General features: G+C 29.7%; 12 protein-coding genes. 4 read left to right on the forward strand and 8 right to left on the reverse strand.

The genetic code is table 11. The annotated features are described in order from the left end of the window. Positions 1–43: 43 nt before the first annotated feature. Positions 44–670, forward strand: coding sequence for a TIGR01906 family membrane protein (locus CC89_RS15800; RefSeq protein ID WP_035293831.1), 627 nt, complete (start codon positions 44–46; stop codon positions 668–670). On the opposite strand, the gene CC89_RS15805 is transcribed toward CC89_RS15800, so the two are convergent. Further along, complete coding sequence (locus tag CC89_RS15805) at positions 663–1382, reverse strand: TVP38/TMEM64 family protein (protein WP_035293833.1); 720 nt, start codon at positions 1380–1382, stop codon at positions 663–665. The genes CC89_RS15800 and CC89_RS15805 overlap by 8 nt on opposite strands. Before the next feature lie 620 nt (positions 1383–2002). Then, positions 2003–2881, reverse strand: a complete 879-nt coding sequence (locus tag CC89_RS15810) for a DNA-3-methyladenine glycosylase family protein (RefSeq protein WP_035293835.1) — start codon at positions 2879–2881, stop codon at positions 2003–2005. A gap of 265 nt (positions 2882–3146) precedes the next feature. On the opposite strand from CC89_RS15810, the gene CC89_RS15815 reads away from it, so the two are divergent. Beyond that, complete coding sequence (locus CC89_RS15815) at positions 3147–3545, forward strand: hypothetical protein (RefSeq protein ID WP_051931892.1); 399 nt, start codon at positions 3147–3149, stop codon at positions 3543–3545. 55 nt (positions 3546–3600) lie between these two features. Here the strand turns inward: CC89_RS15815 and CC89_RS15820 are convergent, their stop codons facing one another. The 6 genes from CC89_RS15820 to CC89_RS15845 all read right to left on the reverse strand — a co-directional run bounded on the left by CC89_RS15820 (position 3601) and on the right by CC89_RS15845 (position 13210). Beyond that, positions 3601–5853, reverse strand: coding sequence for a bifunctional dihydroorotate dehydrogenase B NAD binding subunit/NADPH-dependent glutamate synthase (locus tag CC89_RS15820; protein WP_035293836.1), 2253 nt, complete (start codon positions 5851–5853; stop codon positions 3601–3603). Between the two features lie 446 nt (positions 5854–6299). Further along, a complete protein-coding gene (locus tag CC89_RS15825) occupies positions 6300–7466 on the reverse strand; it encodes an iron-containing alcohol dehydrogenase (RefSeq protein WP_035293837.1) in 1167 nt (388 codons plus the stop codon). A 356-nt stretch (positions 7467–7822) separates the two neighbouring features. After that, the gene (locus tag CC89_RS15830) at positions 7823–9739 is read right to left on the reverse strand and encodes a sigma-54-dependent Fis family transcriptional regulator (protein WP_035293840.1); all 1917 of its coding nucleotides are present in this window, start codon (positions 9737–9739) and stop codon (positions 7823–7825) included. A 298-nt stretch (positions 9740–10037) separates the two neighbouring features. Next, positions 10038–11075: a M42 family metallopeptidase gene (locus CC89_RS15835; protein ID WP_035293842.1), complete on the reverse strand. Its 1038-nt coding sequence runs from the start codon at positions 11073–11075 to the stop codon at positions 10038–10040. A 37-nt stretch (positions 11076–11112) separates the two neighbouring features. Further along, complete coding sequence (locus tag CC89_RS15840; RefSeq protein WP_035293845.1) at positions 11113–11901, reverse strand: ADP-ribosylglycohydrolase family protein; 789 nt, start codon at positions 11899–11901, stop codon at positions 11113–11115. Between the two features lie 217 nt (positions 11902–12118). Beyond that, a complete protein-coding gene (locus tag CC89_RS15845; RefSeq protein ID WP_051931894.1) occupies positions 12119–13210 on the reverse strand; it encodes a DUF5667 domain-containing protein in 1092 nt (363 codons plus the stop codon). Positions 13211–13371: 161 nt separating this feature from the next. Between CC89_RS15845 and CC89_RS15850 the strand changes: the two genes are divergently transcribed. Together CC89_RS15850 and CC89_RS15855 are read left to right on the forward strand one after the other, a co-directional pair. Further along, positions 13372–14055, forward strand: coding sequence for a sigma-70 family RNA polymerase sigma factor (locus CC89_RS15850; protein ID WP_035293847.1), 684 nt, complete (start codon positions 13372–13374; stop codon positions 14053–14055). After that, on the forward strand, positions 14048–14992 hold the full coding sequence (locus CC89_RS15855) for an anti-sigma factor domain-containing protein (protein WP_051931896.1): 945 nt from the start codon (positions 14048–14050) through the stop codon (positions 14990–14992). The genes CC89_RS15850 and CC89_RS15855 overlap by 8 nt, the downstream gene beginning before the upstream one ends. The last annotated feature ends 16 nt before the right edge of the window (positions 14993–15008 follow it).

Raw genomic sequence — 15008 nt, forward strand, 5'->3', positions numbered from 1 at the left:
TATATACTATATTTAATACTTCATATTGGAAGGTGGTTTCTAGGTGAAAACTATTTATAAAACTATAATCTCTACATTAATATGCCTTATTGTGATTTTATGGAGTATATTGTTTACCATAAATTTTAGACCTATTTATTATTTTTGTATTGATAAATTTGAAATTCCTAAGGCTTCTTCTTTAGAAAAGAATGAAATAAAAAATAATTATGATTATCTAATAGATTATTTAGTGTACTCTGATAATAATGAATTGAATCTACCTTCTTTTTCATCTTCTAAGGAAGGAATTCAGCACTTTATTGATGTAAAGACTATTTTTCAAAGTATAACCACTGTTTTTTATATATTTTATTTTGGTTTTCTATGGATATATCTTTTATTATTAAATAAAAAAATAATTATTATAAGGGAAACTTTAAAGCTTTCCTCTGCATTTCTATTAAGTTTTATGGGAACTATAGCCCTAATATTTATTAATTTTCAAAAGTTTTTTGACATTTTTCATAAAATTATTTTTAAAAATAATTATTGGATCTTCTCCCCTGAGAAAGATCCAATAATAAACATACTCCCAGAAAATTTTTTTGCCTTATGCTTTTTCTTCATATTATTATTGATATCCATAAATTCCATAATAATGCTTATTTTTAGTAAAAAGACTAATTAATTTTCTTTTTCTTTGACATTTTTTTTAATATACTATTGCCTTTAATAGTGCTTACAATAAATATTATCACCACTACAATAGCTATAACTACAATAGAACCCATCTCTCCAACTTCTATTCTATTGCCAAAATATGTAGATAAAAATATAGCTGGTATTCTTCCAATGGTAGAAAATATTATAAAATCCTTAAAGGAAACATCTGCTATGCCGCATATATATGCCAATGCATCTTTAGGAATCCCTGGTATTAAATATAATAAAAATATAATCTTCACATGGCTGCTTGCATCTAATATTTTATGAAAAAGTTTAAATTTATCCTTGGAGACCATTTTTTGAACTATGTCTCTTCCTAAATATCTAGATATATAATAAACCATAAAGCTTCCAATTAATATGCCTAATATGGAGAACGCTCCTCCTAATACAGTTCCATATATATATCCTCCTGCAATTTGTATTATTTCTCCTGGTATAAAAAAAACCACCACTTGAATTATCTGTAATGTCAAAAAAACTAATACACTGTAGTTTCCATAGGATAATATGGCCTTTTTTATCTTCACCGGATCTTTTAAAATGGAAAAATACTTATAATACTCATATGTTATATATCCAAATATAACCAGAAATATTATGGACACAGTTGTCTTCTTATATTTTATTAAAAAATCTAAAATTTTTCTTAAACTTCCATTTATCTTTTTCATAAGCTCTCCAACTTTCCTAATAGACTTAGGTACATTAAAAGAAATAACAATTTAAAGATGCTAGTATATTTTGCGCGAAACAAGGAAACAGGTTCCGTACTAGAAGGACTATCGGCGAGTTCTGCTGACGCAATATAACGCAAAATAGACTAGCATACTGACTTATTATTTATTTAAATGTGCCTTAAACCATATAATTTACTTCATAGATACCTACCGCAGCACACCATAAGTAATCATCAAATAAATTAGTATGTAACTGCTATATTCTTACTCATTATATAGTTTTAAGATTTTTCTAAATACTATACTTTATATTTAGAAGAATTTAATATTTAATTTGTAAGTTTCAGTTAGAGTAAAACTCCATAAAACAAAAACTTTACCAATGCATAATACTATAAAAAAACTCACTACACTTCTATTAAATATTATATAACTTATTTAAATGTAAAAAGTTAAAAATAGTTTACACCTTTTTTAAACATTTTTCTAATTAATCCTGGTATTATTGACATAAAAATAAAAGCATCGGTATTATATTACCAACGCTTTTATTTTTGACGAATCTTTTGACAAATCACCCTTCAAGCCCATTAAGCCTTGATAAATCAAAGATATTATATGTCTATTTTATTTTCCCTAGCGTAGTAAAATAAATATTGCTGAGCAAATCCCGAGAATTCATGAAATTTTTCTCTAGCAAACTCTCTTATTTTCTTTAAAGATACATCTGGCGCTAAATAGAAATAATGCATTGCTCTTTTAACCCAAACATCTACAGGAAATGCTGAATACTTTTGCATAGAAAATAACATAACACAATCCCCTACTTTAGGTCCTACGCCAGAAAATTTTTGAATTTCTTCATGGCATTTATCATCACTTAAACTTTTTATTTCCTCTAAATTTAATTCTCCACTATGCAATTTTTCAACTGTATCTACAATATATTTTCCTCTAAATCCAACTCCACATTCCTCCAAATCTTCTATGGTGGCTTCATGAAGTTTTTCTAAATTAGGAAAAGCATAATATTTTTGTCCTTTATATTGCAATTCTTCCCCATATTTTTTGCTTATGTTATTTATTGCTCTTTTAATCATAGGTATTCTATTATTAGCAGATATAATAAATGAAATAAGCATTTCAAAAGGCTCCTGCTTTAAAATTCTTATACCTTCCCCAAAATCTACTGCTTCCCTTAACACTGGATCCTTTTTTAGAATTTCCTTTATAGTGCCATAATCCCTGTATAAATCAAAGTATTCTACCCAAATATCTTTAAATTCCCTTTCAGTAGAATTGTATATTATAATGTCATCTCCTGCTTTTTCAACTTCAACTACTTTACCCATAGCCACACCTATATAATTGCCATCTTCCTGCTGAATCCACCTAAAACACTGTCCGCAATCAAACACATGAGTAAGTTCGAAATTCCTAACATTTTTTATAATTACTCTACCTTTTAATTCTTCCACATATTGAAAATCCATCTTTTCACCTTCTCTTTATATCAAATCATATGTATTTATTATACCAATTTAAGCTTGCTTCATGCAAATTCTGCATCTTGCAATCTTAAGTATATTTTAATTTAAAATGCAAAATTTAAAATGAATATTAAAATTTCAAAGGAATTTCTTAATTTCTCAATTTTCATTTTACAACTCTGAAAGTTAAATAACTAATTTTTAGTAACAGTATCTATAGTTAAATCATATAATTTTATGGAAGAGCAAATTTCTATGGAGGACTTTTATGTATAATTGTTATTGGCCTTGCATGCCGTATATGAACATGTACGATGACAATGAAGATTTAGAAAGAATGTACCCTAGAATCTATCATAAAATTTATCCTATGGTTACAATGCATTGTGACATGATGGAAAGAAAATATGGTTGGATGTATGTACCAAGTGATAATGACCTAGATGATGCTTGCAAAGATATGTATGAAAATATTAAAGATTACTTAGAAGAAATGGATGAAAAGGATGAAGATAAGGATAACAAATGTTATAGCAGACAACGCCGCTATGGAAGAAGAAGAGCTCTAAATGATTTATTTAGAATATTATTAGTTAGAGAACTTTTAGGAAGGCGTAGAAGACGCAGAAGACCTCATTATGGGTATGGCGGCGGATATTGGTACTAATAAAATTATATATAAAACCCTAGATTATGCATAACCTAGGGTTTTATTATATAATTTATTTTCCGCTTAAATATTTATCTATAGCTGCTGCTGCATTTTTACCTGCTCCCATAGCAAGTATAACTGTAGCTGCACCTGTTACAGCATCTCCACCAGCATATACTGCTTCTCTTGAAGTAGCGCCAGTTTCTTCTTCTGCAACAATACATCTTCTCTTGTTAATTTCTAATCCTTTTGTTGTTGAAGGAATTAATGAGTTTGGAGCTGTACCTAGCGACATTATTACAGTGTCTACATCCATTACGAATTCAGAGCCTGGTATTTCTACTGGTTTTCTTCTTCCTGATGCATCTGGTTCACCTAGTTCCATCTTTATACATTTCATTCCTTGAACCCAGTTATTTTCATCTCCACTTATTTCTACTGGATTTGTAAGTAGGTCAAAGATTATTCCTTCTTCTTTAGCGTGATGAACTTCTTCAACTCTTGCTGGAAGTTCTGATTCAGATCTTCTGTAAACTACATGAACTTCTGCTCCTAATCTTAAAGCTGTTCTTGCTGCGTCCATAGCAACGTTTCCGCCACCTACTACTGCAACTTTTTGTCCAACTCTAATTGGAGTATCATATCCTTCCTTGAAAGCTTTCATTAAGTTGTTTCTTGTTAAGAATTCATTAGCAGATAAAACTCCGTTTAAGTTTTCTCCTGGTATTCCCATGAATTTTGGAAGACCTGCTCCTGAGCCTATAAATACTGCTTGGAAGTCTTCTTCTTCAAATAACTGATCTATAGTAATAGTTCTTCCTACTATTACATCTGTTTCTATTTTAACACCTAGCTTTTTAACATTTTCAACTTCAGCTTTAACAACTTTTTCTTTTGGTAATCTGAATTCTGGAATTCCGTATACTAAAACTCCACCAGCTTCATGTAAAGCTTCAAATATAGTAACATCATAGCCCATTTTAGCAAGATCTCCAGCACAAGTTAATCCTGAAGGACCACTACCTATTACTGCTACTTTTTTACCATTTTTTGGAGCTGTTTCTGATAAATCTACATTATGCTCTCTTGACCAATCAGCTACAAATCTCTCTAGCTTTCCTATAGCTACAGGCTCACCTTTAATTCCAAGAACACACTTTCCTTCACATTGTAATTCTTGAGGACAAACTCTTCCGCAAACAGCTGGAAGCGCACTATATTTAGCTATTACTTTTGCAGCTTCAGCAAATTCTCTATTTTTAACATGTTGAATGAATCCTGGTATATCTATTGAAACTGGACATTTAGGTCTACATAGAGGATTTTTACAATTTAAACATCTTGATGCTTCCTTTACTGCATCCTCTTCATCGTATCCAAGACATACTTCGTCAAAATTAGTAGCTCTTACTTTTGGATCTTGCTCCTTTACTGGAGTTCTTTTCATTCTATCTACTTTTTTCTCATCTAAAAGCTTACAATTTTTATTAAATTCTTCAGTTTTTTCACATTCTTGTGATTTATACATACCTTGTCTTTTCATTGCTTCTGCAAAGTCAACTTTATGTCCATCAAATTCAGGTCCTTCAACACAAGCAAATCTAGTTTTTCCGTCTACAGTAACTCTACATGCTCCACACATTCCTGTTCCGTCAACCATTATAGAGTTTAAGCTTACTATTGTTCTGATTCCTAATTCTTCAGTTAATTTACATACAAATTTCATCATTATCATAGGTCCAATAGCTATAACTAAATCATATTTCTTACCTTGATTCTCTACTAAATCTTTTAGTAAATTAGTAACTAATCCCTTATATCCATAAGAACCATCATCTGTTGCTGGATATACGTTTGCAACTGTTTTCATTTCATCTTCAAGAATCATATAATCCTTAGATTTAGCTCCTATGATTACATCTACTTCTACTCCGCGCTCATGTAACCATTTAGCTTGTGGATAAACTGGAGCTGTTCCAACTCCGCCAGCTATGAATACTATTTTCTTTCCTTTTAATTCTTCTAAATTCTCATGAACGTATTCTGAAGGCTGACCTAATGGTCCTACAAAATCTGCGAAACTATCCCCTTCTTCGTATTGAGCCATTCTTGTAGTTGAGCAACCAATTGATTGAAATACTATAGTTACAGTTCCTGCTTGTACATCGTAATCACAAATAGTAAGAGGTATTCTTTCTCCCTTTTCATCCATTCTTACGATTATAAATTGTCCTGGCTGTGCTGCTTTAGCAACTCTTGGTGCATGTATCTTCATAAGATAAATTTGAGGTGCTAATAATTTTTTCTCTACTATCTTAAACATGGTAATTCCTCCATATTTTATTATAATTTTATTAAAATTTTTTATTAAAAAAACACACTAGTTTTATTATATCACAATTTTTTCATTAATAAAGTTATTTTTATTGTAATGTTAATTCTAAAATTTGAATTTTTAGACTTTTCTTTAACTACTCTAAATTATTTTTAATTTCTTTTTTCATATTATGTACAAAAACAATGTTTTTTCGATAACTTTTTAACATTTCACTTAAACTACCTTTACCACAATAGTATGAAATTTCATGACTGTGAACTAAGGATTACTAAAATTTTGTTAACATTTAGTTAATATTTTATCTAATTTTTAATCCTTTCTACATAAAAAAATTCATTATAGATTTTTCAAATAGGTGCTATTTTGTTTATTTATATATTGAATTATATAAAAAGAAATCCTCCACTTGGGAGGTTTTCTTTTATTTCAAACTAAAACTCAACTTTATTTCCGTAGAAAGTAGCTTCGAATACTTTTTTCATCTCATCTACTGATATAGCTCTTGGATTTGATGATGTACAAGCATCTGCAACTGCATTTTCTGATATAAATTCTAAGTTAGCTTTAAAATCTGCTTCAGTTACACCATATTCTTTCATAGTTAATGGTATATTCATCTTCTTATTCATTTCTCTTATCATATCTGTTAATGAATCTATTAACTCATCTTGAGTAGTTCCACCAAGACCTAGTCTCTTAGCTATTTTAGCATATCTTTCTCCACATGCTTTCTTGTTGAAATCTATTACATATGGTAAGAATATAGCATTTGCACATCCGTGTGGTATGTGGAATACAGCACCTGTTTTATGTGCCATACTATGAGTTATTCCAAGCAATGCATTAGAGAATGCCATTCCTGCTAAACATTGAGCAATGTGCATTTCATCCCTTGCTTCAGTGTCACCTTCATATGATTTTAATAAAGTTTTCTTTATCATTTCTATAGCTTCCATAGCTAATGGATCTGAGAAAGATGATCTCAATGTAGCAACATATGCTTCTATCGCATGTGTTAAAGCATCCATTCCAGTATGTGCAACTAATTTAGCTGGCATTGTTTGAGCTAAATCTGGATCTACTATAGCTATGTCTGGTGTTAAGTTAAAGTCCGCTAAAGGATATTTTATTTTTTCTGTATAATTAGTTATAACTGAAAAAGCTGTAACTTCTGTAGCAGTTCCACTAGTTGAAGGTATGGCTACAAATTTAGCTTTTTGTCTTAATTCTGGTAATCCAAATGGAACAACTGCTTGTTCAAAAGTAAATTCTGGGTATTCATAAAATATCCACATAGCCTTAGCTGCATCTATTGGTGAGCCTCCACCTATAGAAACTATCCAATCTGGCTGGAATTCTCTCATAACTGCAGCACCATTCATAACTGTTTCAACAGATGGATCTGGTTCTACACCTTCTATTAATTTAACTTCCATTCCAGCTTCCTTTAAGTAAGCTTCTACTTTATCTAAAAATCCAAATCTCTTCATTGAGCCTCCGCCTACAACTACAACGGCTCTCTTTCCCTTTAAAGTTTTTAATGTTTCTAATGTACCCTTTCCAAAATATATGTCTCTTGGCAATGTAAATCTACTCATTTTCATTCCTCCTACCTATATAATTTTATACGATGACTACCTTACATAATGCATAGTTTATTATGCTTATTTTTTATACTTATATTCTCAGCAATTATCATGCCAAAATTGTTTTGTCATAAAAATATCAATGAAAGCCCCTATTTTGTTAATTTTTAATCATTATCTAAAAAGCAAATAAAATAAAAGTGTAAGAAAATCTCACACTTTTATTTTATTTATTGTTAAATTTCATTACACTGTCATTTTTATTAACACTTTTTCATATACATTTATGTTAAATTAAACGCATTTTTTCTTATAAAAAAATCAAACTTATAACATGATTATACCACAAAAGTATTACATTACTTGAATTATGAAATTATTTTATATTTTTTCATCTTTGTATATAAAGTGTTTCTACTTATTCCCAGCGTATGTGCTGATTTAGACACATTACCTTTAAACTTCTCCAAACAAGCTATTATAGCTCTTCTTTCTAATTCTTCCAATGAACATGCATAATCCAAATTATCAAATACAAAGTCATTTTTTGATTGCTTTATGGTAGGTTCTTGCTTTATATTAAATGATGTATTGCCCCCCAAATTAACTATATTCTCTACAAAATTCTCCAACTCCCTAACATTTCCTGGCCAACTATAAGACATTATATCTCTGTATAAATTTTCATTTATATTAGGAATCTCTCTTTTTAATTTAAAAGATTTAATTTTCAAAAAGTGTTTAAGTAAAATATCCAAATCTGCCCTTCTTTCTCTCAAAGGAGGTATTTCAATAGGAATTACACTTATTCTATAGTAAAGATCACTTCGAAAGGTTCCTTTTTCTATCTCCTTCTTCAATTCCTTATTAGTAGCAACTATTATTCTTACATCTATAGGTATATATCTACTGCCACCTACTCTGGTTACACACCTTTCTTGAAGAACTCTAAGAAGGTTAACTTGCATATCTAATGGCATCTCCCCTATTTCATCTAAAAACAAAGTTCCTCCATTGGCTAGTTCAAATTTACCAGGCCTTCCCCCTTTTTTTCCTCCTGTAAAACTCCCCTCTTCATATCCAAATAATTCACTCTCAATTAGGTTTTTAGGTATAGCACCACAATTTATAGCTACAAAAGGCCCTTCTCTTCTAGTACTGTAATTATGTATTGATTGGGCTAACACCTCTTTTCCAGTACCGCTTTCTCCTTGTATCAATACTGTAGATGGGCTTAAGGATACAGTTTTAGCAAATTGTATTATTCTTTTTATTTCTTTATCTTCACAAATCAAATCATCAAAAGTATATCTAGCATTCATTCCGCTATATTTATTAACTAAATTAAAAACTTTTTGAATTTCTTTTATAGTTATTACAACTCCTATAAGTTCACCATTTTCATTTTCAATTGGATGAATATCTTCACTGTATCGCTCTTTCTTTTCTCCAACCCTTATAATTACATCATTTTCCTTATACACTTCTTTAGCGTGACATTTTTTCAGTATATCTTCCCAGTTATCTAAGATAGTACTTACAGGTTTATCTTGACACTCTTTTTCTCTAACGTTAAATATTCTGCAAGCAAATTTATTTAAATTCTGTATTATGCCATGATTATTTACTGCTATTACACCATAAGTCATGGCATCCATTATGGCATTCATGTAGTTATACGCCTCTACTAATTTATTATTTATAATTCTATTATTAAGCTCATTCTCTATGGAATTTACTGATGCCACAACTAATCCCAAAGTATGAGAATGTACTTCGCTACTTTTCCCAGTTAAATTTAAAGTTCCAATAATTTCTCCTTCTTCATCGTGGATTGGAGCTGCGGAGCAAGTCCATCTATGATAAGCATTTATGAAGTGTTCCTTTGCAGAAATTTGAATAGCCACATCTTCACTAATAGCTGTCCCCATAGCATTAGTTCCAATGCTCTTTTCATCCATATAAGCCCCTATTATCATATCCACATCCTTAGCTGCTCTTAACATATCCTTATCGCCTATTATGTTTAATATGCAGCCGTCTCTATCCGTCAATATTAATAAAAAACCAGAACCAGCTACAATTTCATATATTTTTTTTATAAAAGGAGCAGCTATTTTTAATAGCCCTCTATTATTTCTTATGTTATTGGAAATCTGCTCTCCCTTTAACATCTTTCTAGGGCTAACCCTTTCTTTTTCTATTCCATATTCTTCACTTCTCATGTGCGAACGTTCTATTATTTTATTTATGTTATCTTTATCATACTGTTTTATATAATTCATATTTAATACCTCACTTATAAATTATTAACTCAACTTTTGCACATAAATTTTAAGCTCTGTATTATATGAATAAAGGTTCTAAATTTTACATTTTTATTTTATAACTGCGAAAGTTGAATTGCTAATTAATTATAACATAGCCCCCTGTCACCCAGGCAAACAAATATGGTTTCCTTACATAAATCTATAAGGTACATGAAAAAGAAAATAATAAAAACCTGTCTTTAAGTTTGCAATAAAGACAGGTTTTGTACACATTCCTTCAAGTATATTTAGCTAAAGTATTTTTAGCCACATTCTATTTAGTTAAATATAAGTATACTAATTTAATTGTATTTTCAAAAGCTTTATAGTGAGTTCTTTCCATACCATGTGATGCATGAACTCCAGGTCCAATAAGCGCTCCTCTTATATTATTACCACCATGAAGTGCTGCTCCTACGTCTGAACCATACATAGGGTAAATATCTACTACATAGTCAAGTTTATTCTCCTTGCTTAATTCAACTAAGCGAGTTACCATGTTGTAGTCATAAGGTCCGCCCGAATCCTTTGCACATATAGAAACATCATATTCTGTACAATTAAGGTCATCACCTATACATCCCATGTCTACAGACATCATTTCTGTTATATCTGATGGTATATTAGATGCACCATGTCCAACTTCTTCATATACAGAAATAATTATCTTAGTTGTATAATTTGGAGTGATTTTTTCTCTGCTCATCAATTCTAGTAATCCCATTAAACAAGCAACACTACCTTTATCATCTATAAATCTAGATTTTATAAATCCACTTTCTGTTATTGTAGTTTTAGGATCTATAAATATATAGTCTCCTGCACAGATTCCTAGCTTTTCTACATCTTCTTTAGATTTAACTACCTCATCAATTCTTATTTCCATATTTTCTGGATCACGTTTTTTGGAGCTACTATCAGCAAAAACATGAATAGCTGGGCTTGTACTTAAAAATGTACCATTGTATATTTTGCCCTCTCTAGTTCTAATTTGGCAATATTCACTATCTAACGTAGGAACTATAGGCCCTCCAACTAAAGTGAATTTCAATGTACCATGAGAAGTAATAGATCTAACCATAGCACCTAAAGTATCCACATGGGCAGATAAACCTATTACTTTATCATTACTCTTACCTGGCACAGTAATAATTCCACAGCCCTTATTATTAGTTTCAAAGGCATAACCAAATCTTTCTGCTCTTTTTGCAATTGTTTTCATAATATCAAAACAGAAACCACTTGGACTATTAAACTGAAGCAACTCTTTTGCTGTGTTTAAAACATATTCTTTATTAATTGATAACTCCATCCTATTCCCCTCCTGATCTTCATTATTCCAATTGTAATTATAACACTTTCCCCCCCTCTGGGATAGCAGATTCATAAAATTTTTTAACTATATTAACCATTTCCTCCGATAACATCCCATATGCTTCACTAATAATATATTGTGGAACTTTCTTGTAATAAGCTTCTGCAATGCCTCCTGCTATACAAGCAATGGTATCACTGTCCCCTCCAATTGAAATTGCATTTCTTATAGCATCTTCATAGTTTTTAGCTTCTAAAAATGCTCTTATGGCCTGTGGCACACTACCTTCACAGGAAACATCGAATGCATACCATTTTCTGATGCTATATAAACTTTCATCTAAATCGTACTTAAATGTGTTCTCTATAAATTTTTTTATATCTTCCTTGTCACTTCCTGACTTTGCTAAATATACAGACGCAGCCACAGCTTGGGCTCCTTTAATACCTTCTACATGATTATGAGTCACTTCTGCACTTTCCTTTGCTTTTAACATAACCTCCTCAAGAGAATTATACATGTATCCTACAGGACTTACTCTCATAGCTGAGCCATTCCCCCAGCTATTATATGGCTTTGTATCTTCCGAAAATGCCCATCTGTAAAAATTCCCTCCAAAACCTGCATCAGGATACTTCCTAAACCATTCTTTATAACTTTTAGTAAAAGTTTTATTATTAATTATGGAATCCATAGTTGCAATTGTCAATACCGTATCGTCTGTAAACCTTGAACAATGATTAAACAATTGAAACTCCTTACTTTTTATATTTTTTCTTTCAAAAACTGAACCTATTATATCCCCTGCTATTGAACCAATCACTTTTACAACCCTCTCCCCTTATAATATTTATTTTTCTCAAATAGTTTTTCTGATAAACTCCATTGGAATTTACATTTTTCTTTCATTTATATTTATTATAATTGGTACACTGGAAATTTATTGTCCACATAGCAAGAATAACTGTTAACATTTTGTTAACACTCCAAAATTATTTTCAATTCAAAAATGCACCCTAAAATCGGGTGCATCCTTTTTACTAATTAGATTTATCTTTTTTTTCTTGAGGATTTTCTTTATTTACATTTGATTTATTATTTACATTTTTCTTTGAAGCTTCACTGGATTTGACATTATCATTTTTTATCTTATTATCTTGTCCCCTATTGCTATTAACTTTTTTCTCTCCTAATTTACCCTTTTGCGGTTGTGTATTTTTACTATTTTCTCCTTGTTCAATTTCATTTTTATCTATTTTAATTTGCTCTTTCTTTTGTGATTTATTTTCTTCCTTATTTTTTATTTGGTTTTCTACTTTATTTTCATTTTTCTTATCTTTTACTTGGTTTTCTACTTTATTTTCACCTTTCTTATCTTTATCTTTTTTAGATACTTTCTTTGCTTTAACTGCTTCTGCTTTTTTTGCAATTGCTTCCTTTAATTCTTGCTTTTTCAAATCAAGAGCTTCCTCTGCTTTCTTAAGCTCTTCTTCTGCTATTTTTACAGCTTTTTCATCCCCTGAAGCTTGTGCATTTTCTAATGCAATCTTTGCTTTATTATATACCTCTTTAGCATTGTTAAATTCATGTCTTTTTTCCACCATAAGTCTTACGGCTTCTTTTTTATTTTTTTGCATTTCTATTACAGCTTCTATATTTTCTTTAGCCTTTTCTGGCAACTTTTCTTTTACAACTTCCAAAACCTTTATAGAGTTTTCTGTATTTTTAACAATAGCATCTTCAACTTTTTCTATTTCATCTTGAGTTTCCTTATTTTCTTCTTCACTAACATTATTTTCATTTTCTTCTTTTAATTCATCTACTGTATCTTGAATATCTTCTATAGTATTATTATAATCTTGTAAAGTTTGTTCTACTAACTCACTTTCTTCCTTCTCTCCCATAACTTCTACTTCTCCAAGTCTTTCTTCTGAAATACTTATTAGCTTGTCCGTTTTCTTTTTATCGGAAGTTAATTTTAAACTTATTTTTTCTAATGCCCTATCAGCTTTATAAAACACACTATTTGGAGCTATACCTGCCTTATCTTTGAATGATACCGCTCCCTCTGCCTTTGCAACTCCTCCTAAAGCCAGCAAAGCTGAAATTGTTAATATACATATTTTTTTCATGTTTTTCCCCTCCTCATATGAAAATTTATCTTAATCATATCCTACAATTGTTTTTACGATTAAAAATATTTTTTTAAAGGGGTATAGTACCACTTAAAAATTTTATGGTTAATTCGTATATAATAATGTATACTATTTTCTATGATTCGAGGTGATTTTATATGGAGCTGGATTTCTTAAAAAAAGAAAATAGGGATAACTTTATAAAGGAAAGTATGAATTTTATATATAAAACAACAAATAGAATCTGTAAAAGAAGTTTAGATAATAAAAATGATGATGAAATAAGTATAGCTCTTATAGCTTTTAATAAAGCTTGCGATACTTATAATCACAAAAAAGGAAGTTTTTTTAACTACGCTTCTATAATAATAAAAAATTCGTTAATAGATTTTTTTAAAAAATCAAGTAAGGTTCCTCTCTTAACATGGAATGACGAGGATACCTTTAAATCTATTGACAATGATATATCTATAAATAATTTTAACATAGCTTCTGAAAATTCTATAAGAATGGAGGAAATAAAATTACTAAATGATGATTTAAAAAAATATAAATTATCTTTTATGGACATTGCTAAGAATTGCCCCAAACATAAAGACACTAGGAATAACCTTCTAAACATAGCTTTATCTTGTGTACATGCCCAAACTATAGTTTCTAGTTTGAAAATTAAAAAGCAACTACCAATTAAAGAAATATGCTTAATTACAAACAGCAAAAGAAAATTAATAGAAACTTGGAGAAAATATCTAATAGCACTAATTATAATACTATCTAGCAATGACTACCCTTATATCAAAGGATACCTCAATATTGAAAAGGCAGGTGATAATAATGATTAAAAGAGGAATAGTAATGGAACTTAATAAAGATAAAATTGGAGTCTTAACCCCTGGTGGAGAATTTGTTTATGTAAAAAATTCAAATCCTTCTCCTTCTATTGGAGAAATATATGAATCAGAAGAATTTATTAAAAAATCCTCCATTTACAAAAGCACAAAAAAACTTTCTATAATTGCAGCCTCCTTGCTTATTATATTTCTATGTACAGCATTTTTTAGATTTTACAACACCTCTGCTTATGCAGTAACTATAGACATAAATCCATCCATTAAATTAGAAGCGAATATATGGAACAAAATAATCAAAATTACAGCTTTAAACGATGATGGCATCAATGTACTAAACAATTTAAAGTTAAAAAATAAAAACTTAGAACAGGGAATTCAGCTAATACTTAATGAAGCCCAAAGTGAAAATTATATAAATGATAATTACAGAAGTGGCACTAAATCTATAAATTTAAGCTTTAAAGGTGATACAGCAAAATTAAACCTTAGTAATATAGAAAATGAACTTAAAAATTTAAAAGTAAACTATAATATCGAAACTTCAAAAGGCAATAAAACTAATTCTAAGAAACATAAAACACTTAATGGTGACATAAAAAATAATAATTCTAATGATATTAACTCCAAAGATATAAATTCTAAAAATAAAACAAACAAAGGAGTTAATAACTCCAAGATTGAAAACAATAATTCTAACAAAAAAACTAACAATTCATTCAATGAAAATAAAAGTAATTCACCAACAAAGAAGATTCAAAATGACACGAATTCTAGAGGAAAAAATAATAGCAATAACGGTAATAAAAACTTAACGAATAGGAAAAATAATAAAATTCCACTTAAAAACACAAAGCCAAATCCTTCTCAAAACAAAAATGAAAATAAAAACAACACAAAAAAAGATAATAAAGAAACTGAAAACCCTTAAAAGGTAACTTCAGTAA

This window comes from Clostridium sp. KNHs214, from assembly GCF_000744935.1.
In the GTDB taxonomy this organism is placed as follows: Bacteria; Bacillota; Clostridia; order Clostridiales; family Clostridiaceae; genus Haloimpatiens.